This is a genomic window from Pseudomonas sp. SDO5522_S412, assembly GCF_054071215.1.
Genome location: NZ_JBSVWQ010000046.1, coordinates 1 through 18,896 on the forward strand (window position 1 = coordinate 1; position 18,896 = coordinate 18,896).

An 18,896-nucleotide genomic window follows, 5' to 3' on the forward strand; every position below is an offset into this window, starting at 1 on the left:
CGATGGCGGACTGGCAGGCGACATCTTTATTGCCTGACAGGGCCTCTTCGCAGCCTCGCTAAAGCTCGACAGCTCCCACACTGGATTCGTGTTGCCCTTCAGATATTGATCGTTCCCACGCTCTGCGTGGGAATGCCGCCTCGGACGCTCTGCGTCCAGCTGACGATGCAAGGTTCAAGTCCTGCGCAATGGTGACGCGGAGCGTCACAGGATGTATTCCCACGCAGAGCGTGGGAACGATCAACTGTGCGAGCCTGCGAAGATCAACTGTGGGAGCTGTGTTGCCCATCACATATTTTTAGGCCGATCCAGCTTGCGCGTCATGGTGTACACCGCCACGCCGGCAGCCAGGATGCCCGAGGCCGCGCCGACCGCCAACGCCCAGCGCGGGCCAAGATGGTCGGCCACCCAGCCCACAATCGGTGCGCCAATCGGTGTGCCGCCCAGGGCCACGCCCACCCGCAGGGCGATTACCCGGCCGCGCATGGAAGGTTCGGTGGTGAGTTGCATCAGGCTGTTGGTGGTGTTGCTGAAGGTCAGGGCGCCCACGCCGATGATCACCAGCGCCCCGGCGAACAACCAATAGTTCGGGGCAATCGCCGCCAGCGTGCAGCCCACCCCGAATACCAGCGCGCCGATCAACAACGCCTTGAAGTGTGGCCGCTCGCGACCGGCTGCGAGCAGCGCCCCGGCAACGGTGCCGATGGCCAGGGTCGACGTCAGCAGGCCATAGCCGCGGGCATCGGCGTGGAACACGGTGACGGCCATGGTCGAGATGAAGATCGGAAAATTCATGCCGAAGGTGCCGATCAAGAACAGCATGATCAGGATCGCCATCAGGTCCGGCCGCGCCCACACATAACGCAGGCCTTCAGTCAGGCTGCCTTTGGTGCGCAGCGCCCGCAGGCTGGTGTGCAGGCCGGAAACCCGCAGCAGAAACAGCGAGGCCAGCACCGCGAAAAAACTCGCGCCATTGAGCAGGAACGCCCAGCCGGTGCCCACCGATGCGATGGTCACGCCGGCCACCGCCGGGCCAATCATGCGCGCCATGTTGAACGAGGTGGAATTGAGCGCGATGGCATTGGACAGGTCCGCTTCGCCCACCAGCTCCGCCACGAATATCTGCCGCACCGGTGCATCGAAGGCCGAGGCGCAGCCGGACAAAAACGCGAACACATACACGTGCCACAGCTGCACGATGCCGGTCAGGGTAAACACCCCCAGCATCAGCGCCAGCACGCCCATCACGCCCTGGGTGACCATCAGCAGCTTGCGCTTGTCGTAGTGATCGGCGGCGAAGCCGGTCCAGGGCAGCAACAGCAATTGCGGTCCGAACTGCAACGCCATGACGATGCCGACGGCCGACGCGTTATGCGGCGTGAGCTGGGTCAGCACCAGCCAGTCCTGGGCCGTGCGTTGCATCCAGGTGCCGATATTCGACACCAGGGCGCCGGCGGCCCAAATGCGGTAGTTGACGCTGCGCAGCGAGCGGAAAATGCCCATCGAACTCACACCGGCCCTGAGGAATGACCACCGTTGAAGCGCCCGAAATGCTGCGCCAGGAATACACTCAGGGCCAAGGCCCCGAGCCCGAGGGCGAGCACATCAGCGGTGCTTTTGAGGTCGAAGTCCCCGACCCGGCAGACCAGCACGTAGCCGATCACCAGGTTGAGAAAACCCCAGAGCACATTCAGCGTCGAGGAGGACCGCCCCTGGCCGCGCGGCTTGGCAAACGGCGTCTGGAAGGACTGGCCCATCAAGCCACTGAGGCAATGGGGCAGCGCGTTGGCGAGCAATACGCCGCCGAAGAAATAAGACACCAGCTCATGCCATTGCATCGTCACGCCCCCCTTGTTTCAAGCAAGCCGATGATCTCTTGCGCCGTGCCGGTTTCCCCCAGCTTCGGGAATATCTGGTTCAGGCTGTAGTGATGGGCCTCGGCGTTCGCGTCGGTCATGGCATCGACGGCCAGGGTCACATTGAAGCCAGCCTCGTAGGCCTGGCGCGCGGTGGACTCCACGCCGGTTCCGGTAGCAACGCCGGTGATCACTACTTGAGTCACGCCGCGTGCTTTGAGTTGCGCCTCAAGATCAGTGCTGGCGAAGGCACCCCAGGTGCGTTTGGTCACCCCAATGTCGCCGGGTTGCTGATCGAGTTCGGGCAGCAGGTCGGTCCATCCTGGTGGAAATACATCGCTGCGCCGTGGCCGCTCGGTGCGCCCGGGGGCGAAGCCTGTGACGTTGACCAGCACCACCGGCATGCCGCGCTCGCGGAACGCGTCGAGCAGTGCACGGGAGCGTTCCACCACGGCGCCGATGGGGTGGATGAACGGGTATTCGGCGATGCCTTTTTGCAAGTCCACGATGATCAGCGCGGTGTTGGGATCCAGCAAGGTGACGGCCATGGGATGTCCTCGAACGGATAGAAGTGGCTCAAAAGTCGGCGAGGCGCTCCAGCAGCTTTACCGCTGCCGCGAGTTCAGCTTGTTCTTCGGCAGACAGTTGCTCCTGCAGCGCCCGCAGCAGCCAATCGTCCTTGGCTGCCCGGCTGGCGATCAGGTGCTTACGAAAGCCGGGAGTCAGCTCGATCAGGGTTTGGCGCCCATCGCTGGGGTCGGGTTTGCCCCTGATCGCTTTCATCGTTTCCAGCCCGGCCACGGTGATGCGCATGGACTGCGGCCGCACGCTCTCCGCCCGGGCCAGGGCCGAGACGGTGCTGGGCCCGTCTCGGTCCAGGCGCAGCAGCACCGACTTCTGGGCGGAAGTGAAATCGTTCGGATGGGTTTGTTCCCGCAGCCGGCGTATCAGCTTGCCCAGGGAGATGCGCAGCTCGGCAGCCAGGGCGGCGGATTGGGTTTCGGAGGTGATGGAAGGTTTGTTCATGCCCGGACGTTAGCATGCGTGCAGAAAAACTGTACAGTTTAGCTGTATGAAATTTTTGTCATAAAAGCCCGCGTCGACGGTCCTTTTGCCGGGGCGTTACCTGGTGTCGCGGCTGGGCGTGCTGTCGTTCATGGACCGGGATGGTGCAAGACCGAATGCTATGTGGGTGACCGATTGTTGGGCGTGGATGATGAACGGGTTCTGCAACTGTTCACGGACTTGATGAGCCGCGCATTGACCTGATCGATATTCATGCGCGGCTTTTTCCCGGCCTATCAAGTGTGTTGATAGCGGTACTCCTGAGTCACCCCTTCATAGCCGTAGGCACTGGCCCGGCAGTCGATGATGTGCACATTGGAGTGCGGGTGCAGGTTGCCGATCAACTCCGCCAACAGCGTGTAGGCCTCACGATGAAAACGCGCCTTTTGCGCCTTGGTGTTGGTCTCATCGGTCACGGTGACTTCCAGGCGGAATGCGTTGCGCCCATGTTCGGCCAGCGAGCGGTTATGAATGAACCACTGGTCATGCGGTACAAAATCGAGAATCAGCAAGGTCTGCTCCGGGCGTTTCTCGAGCACTTCACAGGTCAGTGCAGTGAGCTGCGGGACGAGCTGGCGGACCAGTTCGGGATTGCGTTCTCCGGATATTTTCAGGGTGATGCCTGGCATGGCGAATTCCTCGTAAGGGTAGGGTGAGGTGCCAGATTAAGAAAATTATTCGGATCTGAAAAACGGGAAGATATAATGATATCTATCGGAAAAAACGCAGGTTAGACATGCGCCCCTTTGACCTTGAGCAACTGCGCTCCTTCGTCACCATCCTGGAATCCGGCAGCCTTTCGGCGGCCGCGCCCAAGCTGTGCCGTTCCCAGTCCGCGCTCAGTGAGCAACTTCGCAAGCTGGAAACCTTCACCGGCGTGACGCTGCTGGAGCGCGGCAAAAAAGGCGTGAGCCCCACACCTGCCGGAGAGCGCCTGCTGGCACATGCGCGTGAATTGCTCGCGCTGAGTGACTGCGTGCTTGAGGACATGCGCGGCGTGACCTTGAGCGGCGAACTGCGCCTGGCCATCACCGACTATTTTTTGCCGAGCGCCATCGCGGGCATGTTGAAGGGTTTGCGCACGCGATATCCGCAGCTTCGGTTGCATGTTTCGGTGCGCAAGAGCCTGCAAATCGAAAAGGGCGCCAACAGCGGCGAATTCGACATTGGCCTGTCGATGCGCATCCTCGATGGTCGCAGCCTTCCCGAAGGCATTCCCGTACGACGAGAGGCCCTGCGGTGGGTGGCACTCAGTGGGTTCGACGCACAGCACCAACTCGCGGCGCCGCTGCCGTTGGTGGTACTTCCCCAGGATTGCAGCTTGCAGCGGTTCACCATCGACCTGCTGGATGCGCGCGGGGTGCCGTATGTCATCGCGCATTCCGCGTCCGGGGTGGCGGGCCTGCAATCGGCACTGCTGGCGGGGCTGGGCGTGGCGTGCCTGAACAGCTCGGCCGTGCCTGCCGGGGCCGAGGCATGCCGGACGATTCAAACGCTTCCGGCGTTGCCCGATGTCGAGTTCAGCCTGTTACCGCCGCGTCCGGGCGAGGCTTCGCTGGTCAGTGCAGTGCGAGAAATGTTGATCACGCACTTTTCCTAGCGGCTCAAGATCGCCGGCTGGCCCCCGGCGGCTGCCCGGTGACGCGCTTGAATGCCCGGCTGAACGCGGCCTGGGAGTTATAGCCAAGGCGCTGCGCCACGGTTTCAATGGGCAGCCGCTCCAGCGTCAGCCACTGGCTGGCCAGGCGCATCCGCAGTTCGGTGGCGTAGCGCAACGGTGGCGTGCCGATCGTGGTTTGAAAGTGTTGGGCGAACACCGAGCGCGAGGTATGACACTGCGCCGCGAGCTCTTCCACCGTCCAGTCGCGCCCAGGCTGTTGATGCAACGCCAGCAGGGCCTTGGCCAGGCGCGGGTCGCGTAGCGCGGCCACCAGGCCGGACGCATTCCCGCAGGCACATTCGACCCAGCCCCGAACAACCATGGCCGCCACCACGTCCGCCAGGCGCGCCAGAATGCCGGCGAAGCCGATGCGGGCGCTGCTGACTTCACGCTCCATGGCCGCCAGGATCGGCATCAGCCCCGGATAACGTTGGCCCTTGGCGTCGATCAGCATCAGGTCCGGCATCAGGCGGCCAAGGCCGTGCAAACTCCCCAGTTCAAATTCCATGCAGCCGCTGAAGAGCAGGGTGCTTTGAGCCACGCCTGCATCGGCGCGGGCATCCACGGCACACACCGCATCGCCGAGGGCTGCGGCGTTGAAGCTGTCGATGTCCTGCACCGGCACCTCCGGGCTGGAGAGCAACTGATGGGCGCCCCCGTGGGAGATGAACACGGCGTTGCCCGGCGTCAGTTCGTACTGCGTGCCGTCCTCGGTACGCAGGGTGACGCCGCCGGCGGCGACAAGGTGGAAGTACGCATGCCCGGGTTTGGCCGCAAAGCCCAGGCCAAACGCCGGCCCGGCCTGGATACGGCGGTACTCGACGCCCCGCAGGCGCATGCCGCGCAACAGCTCGTTGATGAGGTCAGAGGACACGTCGAACGGTTCTGGAGGCATCATTTTCGGGGTTTCGGTAAAGGATTCAAGATTTTGCATCATAGATCATCCTGCCCTGCGTACCTAGACTGGCGGTCGCGATAACTTTTGGAGGGTGACCAGTGATGAGCAGTTGTGTGTGTGACGCCGTAACCGGTGCAGATGTAGCGCCCGCGACGCCGGCCTGGATGGCGGTGTTTTCGTTGGCGATGGGCGTGTTCGGATTGCTGACGGCTGAGTACCTGCCGGCCAGCCTGTTGACGCCGATGGCAGCCGAGCTGGGTGTTTCGGAAGCCTTGGCAGGGCAGGCGGTGACCGTCACGGCGGTGGTGGCGTTGTTCGCCGGGTTGCTGGTACCGGGCCTGACCCGTGGGATCGACCGGCGCGTGGTGCTGTTGTGCTTCAGCGCACTGATGATCTGCTCCAACCTGCTGGTGGCGGTCTCGTCGAGCCTCACGGTGTTGCTGCTGATGCGCGTCCTGCTGGGCATCGCCCTGGGTGGCTTCTGGAGCATGGCGGCGGCGGTTGCGATGCGGCTTGTACCGGCGGCACTGCTGCCGCGTGCCTTGTCGATCATCTTCAGCGGCATCGCGGTGGGCACTGTCGTGGCGGTGCCGCTGGGCAGCTTTTTGGGTGGGCTGTACGGCTGGCGCAGCGCGTTTCTCGCCGCCGCAGCAGTGGGCGGCGTGACCCTGGTGTTCCAGCTGTTCACCCTGCCGCCGCTCGCACCCCGCAGGACCGCCCGCTTGAGGACGGTGCTGGAAGTGCTGCTGCGTCCGGGCATTGCCGTGGGCATGTTGGGGTGCGTGCTGGTGCACACCGGGCACTTTGCGCTGTTCACCTATATCCGGCCATTCCTGGAAAGCACCACTGGCGTCGATGCCGAGGGGCTGGCGTTGATGTTGCTGGGGTTTGGCGTTGCGAACTTTGCCGGCACGCTGCTGGCTGGTTGGCTGCTGGTGCGTCTGCCGCGTGGAACATTGGTGCTGATGCCCGCGCTGGTGGGCGTTGCGGCGCTCGCCCTGGCGCTGTTGCCGGCAACCGTGACCGGCCAGGTGTGGTTGTTGATGCTCTGGGGCCTGGCGTTTGGCGGGGTGCCGGTGGCCTGGTCGAACTGGGTGGCGCGGGCAGTGCCTGACCAGGCTGAAAGCGCCGGGGGCATGGTGGTGGCTTCAGTGCAGTCGGCGATTGCAGCCGGTGCGGCGGCAGGCGGCGCGATGTTCAGTTTCAGTGGTATCGGCGGGGTCTTTGTCGCGGCAGGTATCTTGATGCTGTTGGCGGCACTGTTGATTGCGCTGAAGGTGAAGGTTGAAGCGCCTCCACAAGGTGCAGAGGCGGGGCCGGCGTTTCATCTCTGAAACCGTGTTAGAGGCAGGGGGCGAGAATAAACGCATGCGCTTCGCCCTCCTTTCAGTCCGCTTGATCAATCCTGCTGGTTTTGGGCTCAGTTCCGACTCCGAGCAATCGTAGCTGAACGACCGCCTGCTGATCATTGACCTGCAGCGACCCTCGTATCTCTCTTTACTTCAGTAGCTGCGCAAAATAACCTCTGCCTCGCAGGCACCGTCCTGCTCCTTCAGGTTTGGCAAGGCGCTTCACACTCACCAGCACCGCCTGGCAGGTGTCATGGTGCTTGCACGTTGAGGTTCTGCGATGAGCGCAGTCGTTGATCATGGCGTCCGTTTCGGACGAATTGCAGTAACGCTTCCCGTAAAGGACATGGGCAGGGCCCATGATTTTTACACCAGGGCCCTGGGGTTTACGAAAGCCTTCGAAAATGGAAACCCGACCGGCTTCATGATTCTGCAGCGCGACCAGGGCGAGCTGCATTTGACCTTGCAACCCAACCACCCAGCCGCCGCGTTCACGATTGCCCACCTGATGGTGGACGATGTCGACAGGCTGCACGCCGCTTGCGTGCAGCATGGGGCGAGGATCATCAAGCGCCTCAAGGATCAGGATTACGGGTTGCGGGCGTTTGTGTTCGAAGACCCGGACGGGAATCGTATTGATGTAGGTCAGCCGCTCTAACCGAGCAATCAGGGAAGATAATGTTGACGACTACCGATGTTGTTCACACGCTGCGTGCACCGTCAGAGCTTGATTACTACGACACCCGGTCAGCCCCGCTGCCTACTGAAATCACCGCGCTGGATGCCTGGAACATCATGACCGGCGAACCGGGGCCGTTGATGCAGGTGGCTTTCCGAATCAGGGATGCCATTTCCTCGTTGTTTGGTGTGAAGCGCATCGGTGGGTTCTCCGGCACCTTGCGCGAGGCTGTGCAGGTCGGCGACCGGCTGGACTTCTTCCTGGTGGAACGCAGCGCGCCCGACATGCTGGTGCTGACCGAGCGTGACCGGCACCTGGATGTGATGATCTGCCTTTCAATCGCTGACCGTGTACTCACGATCACCTCGTCGGTTGTCACCCATAACACCTATGGGCGCCTCTACATGCTGCCAGTGGGGCCAGCGCACAAACTCATTGTGAATGCTCACCTACGACGACTTGAACGAACGCTGCAAGAGACAGCCGCAACGCCCGGCGGGTAGGCACGTTCACCGCCCGCCGGGAGGTGGATCAATTGCCTTTTTCAGCCGCCAAGAAGTACGCAACCAACGCATTGGCGTGACCATGGCCCATGCCGTGTTCAGTCTTGAGCAAGGCCACAAGCTCCATATGCTTCCTGGAACTGGCGGCCTTGAGCAGATCCAGCCAGTGGCTAATGGGTTGCCCATAGTTTTTTTCGATGGAGGGGAAGTACGACGCTGGCCCTTTTGTTTTTGTGTCGTCGGTCATGATGCAAACTCCCTTTTTGCTGAGGTGATAATGCCCGGATAACGTTACCGCTCTGGACTCACCGGGTCCACCGTACGGCCCGTCCCTACACGCCCCCGTTGGCCTCGCCAATCAGAATATCCTCGAAGAACGCCCCGACCGGTTGTGTGGGATGGCAGATCTGTATCTCCAGCACCCAGACCATCTCGCTCGGTACGATCTCGACTTCAGCCAGCTTGTCCTGCCCGAACAGGGCATGGGGGAAGTCGGCGATGCGGTGTCCGGCCAGGTTGCGCTCAAGGCGCCAGCCTTTGGAGTGGGCACTTTGCTCGGCGAAGTCATACAGCTCGCGTCCGGTCAGCCCTTGGTGCCAGGCGTTGCGGGTTTCGTCGAACACTTCATGCAGTGCCTTCACACAGGCACCATGCAACGGGTGCTCGCCGAAGACGAAGGTGTCGCCATAATCGCCTTCATAGCCATCCCACACCGGGCCAAGGTCCACCACGGCGATATCGGTGGGCCGCAGCTTGCGCAGCAGGTCGATGCCTTGGCGGGGTGTGCGGATGGTGTCTTCGCCAAAGCGGATATAGGTGGGATGCCAGGTGTGAGACGCGCCCATGGCCTGCAATGTCTCGCTGGCCATTGCGAGGGCTTGCGCCGTGGTCATGCCGACTTTCAATTGATCGGCGATGGCGGCCAGGGCCCTGACCGTTTGCTCCCGGGCGGCGAGCATGCCGTCCAGCGAGTAGCGCGGGCCGACTTTTTCCAGCACCGGGTGCCGCGTGTTGAGCGACTCCGCTGGCGTCAATGCACCGCTGGGGACGAAGGCTTCGGCGACAAAACGATGCGCCTGCGCACCCGCCGCCAGGCAGGCTTCGCGGGCCTGGTTGATCATCGTGCTATTGCCGCAGGCGTAGATTTGGCTCTCGGCCCAGTCATGGGGCTGTGTCAACGCGACCTGCTGTACGCGGGCGTCTGCCGACAAAACCCGATGCCAGAGAAAGCGTGGATGGGCCTGGCTGGCCCGTTCGAGAAACTCGACGTCGTAGAAGTCCGCCGGTGCCGAGTTACCCCAATACAGGGTGACCTCGGCCTGGCGGGCCAGGGCCGTCAGCAACAAGGGCTTGATACCGGCATAACCGGTCCCGGTAGCGAACAGCACAACAGGGCGCTCATCGTCGTGTTGCCAGGTGCAGGCGCCCACGGGGCCTTCGAGTTTCACGGCATCACCCACTTGCAAGGTCGGCAGGATGCGTTCGGAAAACAGGCCGCCGCTGACCTGGCGAATATGAAACACCAACCGGCCTTGGTCCTGCGCGGGTAGATTGGCCACGGAGAAACAGCGGCTGTCGCCATCGTCGAGGCGAAACCTGAGGTACTGGCCGGCCCGGACTTCGAGTGGCTGGGCAGTCAGCAACACCAGCTCGACGATGTCGGCGCTCAACGCGCGTTTGCTGATCACCTGTGCGCTGACTTCCAGCGCGGGCGTGTCCAGTGACCAGCCGGGGATTTCCACGCGCATGTCGCTGCAGGCATGGCTCTGGCACAGCAACATCTCGTCAGCCGCGAGCGGATAAGAAGGGGCAGGGGTGTCGGGTGTGCGGAGCTTTTCCCGGTGCTGGCCCGACACCACCTTGACCTTGCACGACCCGCAGGCGCCGCGCCGGCAGGAAAAGGGTACCGCGAGACCGCTGGCCAGCATGGCGTCGAGCAGCAATTGATCGGCAGCTTCGAAGGATTTGCCCGAGGGCAACAATTCAACGACATGGCGGTTGTGCATAAACACCTCGGGGCAATTGAGCCTCGATTGTTGCGGTAGACTAGGACCAGGAGAACCTCCAGTTTTGGATAATTCATATGGTCCAGCTTCGCAAATGGCGCCCGTTGCTCAAACTCGATGGGGAGCAGCCGCAGGCGTCCTACAGAAAGATCGTCGAGGGCCTGGTGAGCGCGATTGTCGAGGGCCGCCTGCGCCCCGGAGCGCTGTTGCCCGGCACGCGGGAGATGGCGCAACTACTGGACGTCAACCGCAAGACGGTGATCCTTGCCTACGAGGAGGCGGTGACCAAGGGCTGGCTGGTCAGCCTTCAACGTCGCGGCACCTTCGTCAGTTCGCAGCTGGCGACAGGCGCGGTGCCGGCCACCCGCGCCCCGAAGTCGTTTGCCCCGGCATTGCGGGAGGTGCCTGCGGCGGCCTATTTCACCCCGGGCGAACAGGTGACAGCCCTGCAACACCGGCCCGGCGCGCTGTTTTTCGACAATGGCGCCTGTGACCATCGCTTGCTGCCGCAAGCCGTGCTGCACCGCTATTACCGCAATGCCTTGCGCAACAGCTTTACCACCAACACCGTGCGCCATGGCAGCGAAGGCAGCGGCCAGTACCTGCGCAACGCCCTGGCCGAAATGTTGCGCCACAATCGCGGCCTGACGGTCGGCGCGCCGCAGATTTGCCTGACTCAAGGCGTGCAGATGTCGCTGTACCTGACCGCCAGCGCGTTGCTCAAACCCGGTGATGTGGTGGTGGTCGAACGCCTGAGTTACCCACCGGCCTGGGAGATTTTCCGCCAGTTGGGTGCGCAACTGGTCACCGTGGACCTGGACGACGAAGGTTGCCGGGTCGACCAGCTCGCCGAGCTGTGCCGCCTGCATGACGTACGGATGATGTACGTCACCCCCCATCACCAGTTTCCTACCACCGTCAGCCTGCGTGCCGGACGTCGCCAGCAGCTCCTGGAACTGGCCCGGCTGCATGACTTCTGCATCATCGAGGAAGACTACGACCACGAATACCACTTTGCCGGACGGCCCTATTTGCCTCTGGCCAGTGATAGCGCGCAGCGTCATGTGATCTACATCGGCTCGCTGTCCAAGTCCCTGGGCAGCACCTTCCGTTGCAGCTACATCGTTGCACCGTCGAACCTCATCGAAGTGCTTGAGCGTACGGCGGCGGTGAGCCTGGGCCAGGGCGATGCCGTGATGCAGCGGATGCTCGCGGACCTGATCAACGATGGCGAATTGAAGAAGCACCTGCGGCGGGTGTCCAGGGAATACCGTCGGCGTCGGGAGACCCTGCTCAGTTGTTTGCTGGAAGCTTTTGGCGAGCAGATCTCTGTGCAGGAACCCGAAGGCGGGCTGGCGCTGTGGGTAAAGTTCGCCGACTCAATCGACGTCGACCGACTGGCCGAAAAAGCACTGGAGCTGGACCTGGTGGTGCGCAGCGGTCGCCTGTTTTCACCGTTTGATCATCCTGAAAATGCCTTGCGCCTGGGCTTCGCCTCGCTCAATTCGGAGGAAATCCGCGTCGCTACGCAGCGTTTGGCTGAGGCTTCACGGGCGATTGGGGGCGCGGCTAAATAATTAAGCCGGCTCAAAGGTGGATGTGTAAGGATATGTTACTTAGCCTTTGATACTGCCAATAACAGGAACCGACGCTGATGCTCGCTGCCTTCAGACACTACCCGTTTTCGGTCAATCTGCTGCTGTCGTCTGCGTTGTTCCTGACCCTGGGGCGCGCCATTACCCTGCCGTATATGGTGATTTATCTGTCATCCAACTTCACGTTGGGCATCAGCGAAATCGGCCTGGTGGTGGGCGGTGCGATGCTCATCGGTTCGTTGCTGAGCCTTTACGGCGGCTACCTGACTGACAAAATCTCCAGCTACCGATTGATCCTCAGCTTCACGGGGTTTTTCACCGTCGGCTTCATTGGCATGTGCGTCACGTCGCACCTGTGGCTGTTTTTCCTGTTTCTGGTGTCGTTCAACTTCGCCTATTCAGTGATCGATATCGTGGTCAAGGCCGCGTTTGGCAAACTGCTGCAGGAAGCCGAACGCGGCAAAGTGTTTTCGGTGCGCTACACCCTGATCAACATTGGTTACGCAGTGGGGCCGTTCATTGGCGCCGGGCTCGCGCACATGGATATGAAACTGCCGTTCCTGGTGTCGGCGATCCTGGGCATGGGCTTCTTCCTCACCTATTGGGTGTGGGGCGACAGGAGCCTCAGCTCCGCCGACCCGGCCAATGCCCCGGTGTCGTTCGTCGCGGTGGGGCGCATTCTGCTCAAGGACTATCGCCTGGTCTGCTTCACGGTGGGCGGCGCGTTGAGCGCCGTGGCGTTCGGCCAGTTCACCGGCTACATCTCGCAATACCTGGTGACCACAAGCACGCCGGAATTTACCTACCGGGTCATCAGTTCGGTGGTGGCGGTCAATGCGACCGTGGTGATCTGCCTGCAGTACATCGTGGGCAAGCGCATTACCAACGAGCATCTGAATCAATGGCTGACGGCGGGCTTCAGCCTGTTTCTGCTGGGCGTCGTCGGTTTTGCGCTGTCCACCACCGTGCTGCATTGGGCGTTGGCCGTGGCGATATTCACCGTGGGCGAAATCATCGTGTTCCCGGCCGAGTACATGTTTATCGACCGCATCGCACCGGAGCACCTGCGCGGCATGTATTACGGCGCGCAAAACCTGTCCAGCCTCGGCGGTGCGCTGGGGCCGGTGCTGTGCGGGTTTGCCCTGGCAACGCAGTCGGCGCATTTCATGTTCTATATGCTCGCGGCGTTTATCGTGGCGGGTGGGTGCTTCTATCTGATGGGGGCTTCCTATTCCAAATGCTACGACACTGGACGCGGGGAGTGAGTGCTTTACCTATCCTCCACGCCTGCCCAGGTGAGTAAGCCAAACTCAGGTGTTCATGGCGGCCCCTTCAAAAAACGCCGCGCATGATCCGGATCCGGCAACAGGCAGGTGTCGTATTTCCCGAAGAGCCGATAGCGATTACGCGCGATGCGATCATAAGCCCAATCCCGAAGAAAGCGCGGGATGGCGCGCAGCACCAGCAACGGGCTCCAGCGGGCAGGCAGTTGCGCAATGATTTCGAACACCGCCTCCGAACGCTCCCAGTAATGCCTGTCGCGGATCACGGCGAGGGTGTCGAACTGATCCAGCGGCAACCCGGCCCAGGCCAGTAGCGCCTGACCTTCGGGCGACTGAACGGCCGCCAACCGCACACGTCGGTCGTGGTCGTGGCGAATCAGGAACCTCGCCCAGCCGTTGCACAGCTTGCACACACCGTCGAACAGCACCACGGTTTCGCCGGGCTTGAGGAGTGGTGCGGGAGTAGGCCGGGTGTGGGAGGTGGGCATCAGCGTGGGTCCAGTCGGGCCGGGTTAGCCTGGATCATACCCGCGTTCGGCACGACTCAGCGCTGCCCGCAGCCCCGTAGATGCACTGGTGAGTGGAGCAGGGCCCGTCGTTACAAGCGAAGAGGCTTCGCTCATGGACGCTTGCCCCAGTGCCACGATAGACGCGCCGTCCATATAGGCACGGTCCGCAGCCTTGGCGATGGTCGCGAGATAGCCGTGCAGGTCGCCCGCCTTGAACATCGGCCATGCCCCCGGAACCAGTTGCACCTCCACCGACGCCCCGGTGTGCTGGGCCATCTGGTAAAACAAGCGAGCAGTCGGCTCGAGTGTGGTTTCGACAGCGCACAACACCACCACCTTCCCGCCAGCTTGAACCGCCGCGAATGCCAGCGCTTCATCTGCCCGCAAAATCGGCACCGGGGTGTGAGTACCGGCAAGTTCAACCACCGGGCCCAGGGTCGAACAGGTGAGCACCACTGCATCGCAGTGCTGAGCCAGGGCAACCAGCGCCAGCTGCGTTTCCTCGGCTATGCCTGCGGTCAGCTTACCCGCGCATTCAACCGCTGCCAGAAGATCGGCCCGGACTGCATGGTGCAACACCCGTGACCCGATCCCCAGCGCTGCTGCGGCAGCGTCAAACACTGCAATGTTGCTCTCGGCGGTATGCAGGCAGGTAATACGCATCGCTCAGGTCTCCGGCACTTTTGAACACCCGCCGACTTTAACGCGACAACACCGGCGCTGCGCCTTTTTCCTCCACGCCCACCTCATGCAGCGAAATCCGCGACGTCTCCGGCAACGCCAACCCGCCCGCCAACGCCAGCACCGCCACCGCAATCAGATAAAACGCCGGCGACAGGTTGCTGCCCGTGGTACTGATCAACCACGTCGCCACCAACGGCGCCGTACCGCCAAAGATCGTGTACGCCATGTTGTAGGTAATCGCCGAAGCCGTATACCGCGTGCGTGTCGGAAAGGTCTCCGACAACAACGCCGCCGTCACCACCCCACACAACACCGCGCCCACCGCCAGCAACATCACCCCCACCACCGACGCCGCGAACGACCCGGAACTGGCCATCAGGAACGACGGGTACACCACCACAATCAACAATACACACGCCGTCATCACCGTGACCCGACGCCCCACCCGATCCGAATACAACCCCGCCAGCGGGCAGATTGCCGCCGCGAAAATCAGCGCAATCAGCGACACCAGCAACGCCACCGCCCGACTCAAGCCACCCGCCACCTGCAGATACGTCGCGAAGTAGGTGGTGAACATATAGAACGACAACGCCGTAAGCGACACAAAAGCGCCCAGGCAACAGATCGCCGCACCATGGTTGCGCAAGGTTTCCCTGAGGGGAGAGTGCGCGACCGCGTGCTCCTGCTTCACCGCCTGGAAGGCCGGCGTCTCATCCAGCTTCCAGCGCAGGTAAAGCCCCACCAGCCCCAGCGGCGCGGCGATCAGGAACGGCAAGCGCCAGCCCCAACTGCCCATTGCCTCGGCGGACAGCGAAGCCTCCAGGGCGTACGCCACCACGGCCGCCGCAGCGAACGCAGAAAACGTCGACACCGGCACAAAACTGCCATACCAGGCGCGCTTGTCACTGGGCGCGTGCTCCATCAAATAGGCACAGGCCCCGGCGTATTCGCCCCCGGCGGAAAAACCCTGGGCGCAGCGGATCAACGACAACAGAATCGGCGCCGCCACGCCGATGGCGGCGTAGGTGGGCAGCAGGCCGATCAGCGTGGTGGCGCCGGCCATCAGCAAAATCGTCATGGCCAGCGTGCGTTTGCGCCCGATCCGGTCGCCGAGCATGCCAAAGAAAATCCCGCCCAGGGGCCGGAAGGCGAAGGCCACCGCGAACACGGCAAAGGTCTTGAGCAACGCCGCGCTGGCGTCGCCGCTGGGGAAGAATTGCTGGGCGATGGTGGTGGCGAGAAAACCGTAGACGGCGAAGTCGAACCACTCCACGAAGTTACCGATGCCGGCGGCGATGATCACTCTGCGCAGGGTTTGGGGGCTGACCTGGTCGGTGGATGGGCTCGTCATGGGGGAGGCCTCGGCGGTGGTAAGGGGATGCTTGATTATCGGGGGCGGGGATTGGGCGGCGGGGCTCAAAAGAGTCGTCCGCGTAGTCAGTAGCGACTGGGTGGGAGTGATGCAAGCAGGATTTGGGCCAGGTAAGGCGGGGAGCTATCCAGGGAGGGGGTGGGTGATTTCTACGCAAGGACCACAACGGAAAAGGGGGCATTTATTAGATCAAAAATAAATGCCCCCTTTTCCGTCCCGTATTGAGACCTACGCGACCTGAGAGGAATAGGGGTCTGACTCCTATTTCATTCTTAGCGTACAAAGCCGTTTCAGTAACTTAATGCCCTGAAACCGGCTCTTCCTCCTGAACTTTGCGTATGACGTTGGAGACCGACTCCAGAGCCACCAGGTCTTGCCACTTGCCATCTGCAACGATTCTGCCCGTGTCGAAGACGATGACTCGATCAAAGTGATTGAGCACAGTGAAATCGTGGGTTACACAGATCAGACTTTTATCGGCAAAGCAGGTGAAGAGTGCATCCCAGATTAACGAGGCGCCCTGGGGATCAACGGATGAGGTCGGCTCATCGAATATGTTGAAATTCCCAGGTCTTAGCAGCACGCGTAGAAGCGAAAGCTTTTTTGCTTCGCCACCGGAAATACTGGTCGCGTCTTGATTTATCGTTCGAACAGGCAATTCGTCAAACAGATGCTGGATATTAAGCTGCGCCGCGACGCTGCTAAATGTCGAGTTGAACGAGCCATGAAAAAAAACAGCGTCTGCCAGGTTGCCTGATAAAAACTTCGGAGTTTGGGGGCAATACCGAATGAGCCGAAAATGTTCCTCTTCAGCGATTGACTCTAGCGCGGTCTGTCCTATCCGGACGGTGAGCCCGGGACGCTGCTTCACGCCCACGAGCAGTTCCACAAAGGTTGATTTTCCGGAGCCACTTGCCCCAACGACGGCAAGATGCTCACCGGGGCGCACTTCGATGGCCTGTTGAATGACTAATGAAACTCCCTCGGCGATCAGTGCAGTGGAGGCGGGGTAAATCAAGCTGTCAGAATCCAAGGGCAAGCTCTCGGCCTTACCCTTGAAGCTTTGCTCGCGCAGAATCGATCGAAACTTGGCGTAGTCCGAAGAGAATTGATCGGCGAAACGATAGACCTCTCCGATGCTGAACACCGTGTTGAAAAACATCGTGGATAAGGTAAACAAGACGACAAAGTCGCCAACCGTCAGTTCGGACACCGAAGCCTGTCTTACAAAGATGCCGTACCCGATCACTGTGCTGCTGGTCAGGGTTAAGAAAAGTGCCCTTGACGCCCCTAGTACCGCAGCGGAATATCCGACTTTTGTGGCGGCATCCGCGTACTGGTAAAACGTATCGAACAGGGGTTTCAGCCCCGATTCCTGGGCCCGCTCCAGCCTTATCTGTTTACCCGCCTGAATCGTGTTTGCAAATACTCCCGCCTGTTCATCTTCGGCGTCATTGACCGCATCGATATGAGCGCGACGCCACGTGATCAAGTAGTGGGTCAATGCCAGGTAGACGCCGGAAAGTGCAAGCACAAGCGCCAGGAACACAATATTCGCAATCCATACCAGCCACGCCGAAATCACGATGAACTCGATGCAAAGCGGCAAAATAGTGATCAGCGCGTAGTTAAGAATTCGCTCGCTGGCTTGTATGCCGCGTTCAATCGATTTGAGCATCTTGCCGATATTGATCGATGAGAACAGGTCGAAGTGCTTGGTGAATATCTCGCGAACCCATCGAATCGAAACATCGCTGAGCCCTTTTTGAATAAAACGGGTCAAATAGTACCCCTGAATAGGGATAAGAATAACGTTAATAACGCCGACGCAGATAAACCCCAACAGATACAAGGCCGTCTCTGAATCCAAGGTGTGCTGGGTAAAGGTATCTACTACGCGCCCGATGATAATCGCCGGCATTATGGTTGCCACTTTGGATAGGATGACAATAACCATCACTAGCCAGAACAGCCTCTTATGACGGTAAAGTGCGTGTTTAAAATCCTCAAGCATGACCCGCCTCCTCAGTTGCTCTCGTTAATTGTGTTCAAGCAAAACGTTATTGGGTGCCGCGGGAGAGAAGAGTAGGGGGTGGGCTACGTTTTCAATAATGGTGGTCTGACCCCTATTTAAAAATGTGGGCGCAGGCTATCCCAGTTCACACTAGCCTCCAATACCAGCCTCGCTATTATTTATGCATACCCAAAGAGAAAAATATTCTATGAGACTACTCTATAAATTTTCACATGTTGTGCCTCATGGGGCGGGAATTCAGGAACTCTCAGGATTTTCCAATCAACTTGCCGCATGGCGTTGTCACGTCGTGACTTTCCCGGCACGGGCCACTATTGCCAAGAAAATACTTCATGACGCAGTTCTCTATTTTCTACTGCGCAGTTGATACCAGCCCTTCATCGTTCTCCCGTCAGGCACGTCACCACGCTTTCGCAGCTCGCGTTAATCGCCAGCTGCAAGACCCAAACGGCGCAGACACCAGAGAAGAATAGGGGGCAGACCACGTTTTCAATAATGGTGGTCTGACCCCTATTTCTGCATCTATTATCTGAGGTCGAACCAACGACCGAAGTTGTCGAAGTGGGATTACTTTTGAGCATGGGGCCGCCGATGCAGGGAAAAACGTTCGAGATAGTGCGAATAGATCAAATCCACGAAATTGTTTCGCCAACCGTAGAGTCACTTTTACAGCCGTTAGGATTCGAAGTTCAGGGCCCGCTGTCCTGGCTTCGTAGCGTCGATGCTCCGATTCGCCAACTCTTTCGCCTTGAACAGTGGAAAGGCGGCGCGCTAGCGCCGTCATGGGCTCTGTCACTGGACTTCGTTCCCCACCTTTCCGGCAATGAAATCAAATGGCACAGGACGTCAAAATCAGCACGACCTGATCTGACTTTCGATGTGCGCGATAGAGCGTTTGATATCTCATGCAGCTGCGGACCTGATGCCATAGCAACCAGCGCACCCAATATCCTCCGGGCTGCCATTCCAAAAGCTGAATCGTTTTGGGACGAGGCTCGTTCGATAGCCGACCTGCCTGGTGCTTTCGAGCGGGTCAAGCAGCATTTTTCGACGGGTGGCCTGGGTTTCTACAACTACATACAACATCCTCTTGCATACGCGTTTGTATTGGCCATGAACGGCAAGCCCGACAGAGCCGAAGAAGAGTTTCAACGCTATTCACAGCGTCTTTCAGAGGCGGCTCGAAAAAAACTCCGCAAGCTATTCATTGATGCAGGCGGTCACCTTGGCTAAGCGAGTACGGCTTTTTCAACAGAGTCGGCCAGAAGCGGTCTTTCGAGGAAGATAGCCGGCGGCCATTTCTGGCATCTCGCGGAGATAGAATAGCGGCCGGGTTCGTAGAATCGCAGGGTAGTTCGTCGAAAGCACCGAATTCGACAATTATTATGTCCGTCAGCAC

19 protein-coding genes are annotated in these 18,896 nt (G+C 60.4%); 7 read left to right on the forward strand and 12 right to left on the reverse strand.

The window, feature by feature from the left end:
- Positions 1 to 288 precede the first annotated feature (288 nt).
- The 5 genes from ACW9I6_RS12765 to ACW9I6_RS12785 all read right to left on the reverse strand — a co-directional run bounded on the left by ACW9I6_RS12765 (position 289) and on the right by ACW9I6_RS12785 (position 3,550).
- On the reverse strand, positions 289 to 1,503 hold the full coding sequence (locus ACW9I6_RS12765) for an MFS transporter (protein WP_003214526.1): 1,215 nt from the start codon (positions 1,501 to 1,503) through the stop codon (positions 289 to 291).
- Positions 1,504 to 1,508: 5 nt separating this feature from the next.
- A complete protein-coding gene (locus tag ACW9I6_RS12770) occupies positions 1,509 to 1,838 on the reverse strand; it encodes a hypothetical protein (RefSeq protein WP_102368490.1) in 330 nt (109 codons plus the stop codon).
- A gap of 2 nt (positions 1,839 to 1,840) precedes the next feature.
- Positions 1,841 to 2,404 carry an isochorismatase family protein gene (locus ACW9I6_RS12775; protein WP_457339389.1) on the reverse strand — a complete coding sequence of 188 codons (564 nt, stop codon included), beginning with the start codon at positions 2,402 to 2,404 and terminating at the stop codon, positions 1,841 to 1,843.
- Between the two features lie 28 nt (positions 2,405 to 2,432).
- The gene (locus ACW9I6_RS12780; RefSeq protein ID WP_003214523.1) at positions 2,433 to 2,882 is read right to left on the reverse strand and encodes a MarR family winged helix-turn-helix transcriptional regulator; all 450 of its coding nucleotides are present in this window, start codon (positions 2,880 to 2,882) and stop codon (positions 2,433 to 2,435) included.
- Positions 2,883 to 3,157: 275 nt separating this feature from the next.
- A complete protein-coding gene (locus ACW9I6_RS12785) occupies positions 3,158 to 3,550 on the reverse strand; it encodes a tautomerase family protein (RefSeq protein WP_003214522.1) in 393 nt (130 codons plus the stop codon).
- 107 nt (positions 3,551 to 3,657) lie between these two features.
- Here ACW9I6_RS12785 and ACW9I6_RS12790 point away from each other — a divergent pair, with 107 nt between their 5' ends.
- The gene (locus ACW9I6_RS12790; protein ID WP_003214521.1) at positions 3,658 to 4,521 is read left to right on the forward strand and encodes a LysR family transcriptional regulator; all 864 of its coding nucleotides are present in this window, start codon (positions 3,658 to 3,660) and stop codon (positions 4,519 to 4,521) included.
- A 4-nt stretch (positions 4,522 to 4,525) separates the two neighbouring features.
- Here ACW9I6_RS12790 and ACW9I6_RS12795 read toward each other — a convergent pair whose 3' ends face one another.
- Positions 4,526 to 5,515, reverse strand: coding sequence for an AraC family transcriptional regulator (locus ACW9I6_RS12795; protein ID WP_008438855.1), 990 nt, complete (start codon positions 5,513 to 5,515; stop codon positions 4,526 to 4,528).
- A gap of 65 nt (positions 5,516 to 5,580) precedes the next feature.
- On the opposite strand from ACW9I6_RS12795, the gene ACW9I6_RS12800 reads away from it, so the two are divergent.
- The 3 genes from ACW9I6_RS12800 (at position 5,581) to ACW9I6_RS12810 (ending at position 8,010) form a co-directional block, all read left to right on the forward strand.
- Complete coding sequence (locus ACW9I6_RS12800) at positions 5,581 to 6,813, forward strand: MFS transporter (protein ID WP_102368492.1); 1,233 nt, start codon at positions 5,581 to 5,583, stop codon at positions 6,811 to 6,813.
- A 295-nt stretch (positions 6,814 to 7,108) separates the two neighbouring features.
- On the forward strand, positions 7,109 to 7,486 hold the full coding sequence (locus tag ACW9I6_RS12805; protein WP_457339390.1) for a VOC family protein: 378 nt from the start codon (positions 7,109 to 7,111) through the stop codon (positions 7,484 to 7,486).
- A 20-nt stretch (positions 7,487 to 7,506) separates the two neighbouring features.
- Entirely contained in the window at positions 7,507 to 8,010 is a 504-nt protein-coding gene (locus tag ACW9I6_RS12810; RefSeq protein WP_102368493.1) for a DUF2867 domain-containing protein, read from the forward strand.
- 28 nt (positions 8,011 to 8,038) lie between these two features.
- Here the strand turns inward: ACW9I6_RS12810 and ACW9I6_RS12815 are convergent, their stop codons facing one another.
- Positions 8,039 to 8,257, reverse strand: coding sequence for a DUF4287 domain-containing protein (locus ACW9I6_RS12815; protein ID WP_003214516.1), 219 nt, complete (start codon positions 8,255 to 8,257; stop codon positions 8,039 to 8,041).
- An 85-nt stretch (positions 8,258 to 8,342) separates the two neighbouring features.
- Complete coding sequence (locus ACW9I6_RS12820; protein ID WP_457339391.1) at positions 8,343 to 10,016, reverse strand: M24 family metallopeptidase; 1,674 nt, start codon at positions 10,014 to 10,016, stop codon at positions 8,343 to 8,345.
- A gap of 77 nt (positions 10,017 to 10,093) precedes the next feature.
- Here ACW9I6_RS12820 and pdxR point away from each other — a divergent pair, with 77 nt between their 5' ends.
- Together pdxR and ACW9I6_RS12830 are read left to right on the forward strand one after the other, a co-directional pair.
- Positions 10,094 to 11,593 carry a MocR-like pyridoxine biosynthesis transcription factor PdxR gene (pdxR, locus tag ACW9I6_RS12825; protein ID WP_457339392.1) on the forward strand — a complete coding sequence of 500 codons (1,500 nt, stop codon included), beginning with the start codon at positions 10,094 to 10,096 and terminating at the stop codon, positions 11,591 to 11,593.
- A 77-nt stretch (positions 11,594 to 11,670) separates the two neighbouring features.
- Positions 11,671 to 12,876, forward strand: coding sequence for an MFS transporter (locus tag ACW9I6_RS12830; RefSeq protein ID WP_457339393.1), 1,206 nt, complete (start codon positions 11,671 to 11,673; stop codon positions 12,874 to 12,876).
- Positions 12,877 to 12,929: 53 nt separating this feature from the next.
- Here ACW9I6_RS12830 and ACW9I6_RS12835 read toward each other — a convergent pair whose 3' ends face one another.
- From ACW9I6_RS12835 to ACW9I6_RS12850, 4 genes are all read right to left on the reverse strand, one after another.
- Positions 12,930 to 13,382, reverse strand: coding sequence for a thiol-disulfide oxidoreductase DCC family protein (locus ACW9I6_RS12835; protein ID WP_457339394.1), 453 nt, complete (start codon positions 13,380 to 13,382; stop codon positions 12,930 to 12,932).
- Positions 13,383 to 13,406: 24 nt separating this feature from the next.
- Complete coding sequence (locus ACW9I6_RS12840; protein ID WP_457339395.1) at positions 13,407 to 14,066, reverse strand: aspartate/glutamate racemase family protein; 660 nt, start codon at positions 14,064 to 14,066, stop codon at positions 13,407 to 13,409.
- Positions 14,067 to 14,103: 37 nt separating this feature from the next.
- Entirely contained in the window at positions 14,104 to 15,441 is a 1,338-nt protein-coding gene (locus ACW9I6_RS12845; protein ID WP_008438844.1) for an MFS transporter, read from the reverse strand.
- A 319-nt stretch (positions 15,442 to 15,760) separates the two neighbouring features.
- A complete protein-coding gene (locus ACW9I6_RS12850; protein WP_178904129.1) occupies positions 15,761 to 17,476 on the reverse strand; it encodes an ATP-binding cassette domain-containing protein in 1,716 nt (571 codons plus the stop codon).
- A 612-nt stretch (positions 17,477 to 18,088) separates the two neighbouring features.
- Here ACW9I6_RS12850 and ACW9I6_RS12855 point away from each other — a divergent pair.
- Positions 18,089 to 18,730: a hypothetical protein gene (locus tag ACW9I6_RS12855; protein WP_457339396.1), complete on the forward strand. Its 642-nt coding sequence runs from the start codon at positions 18,089 to 18,091 to the stop codon at positions 18,728 to 18,730.
- The last annotated feature ends 166 nt before the right edge of the window (positions 18,731 to 18,896 follow it).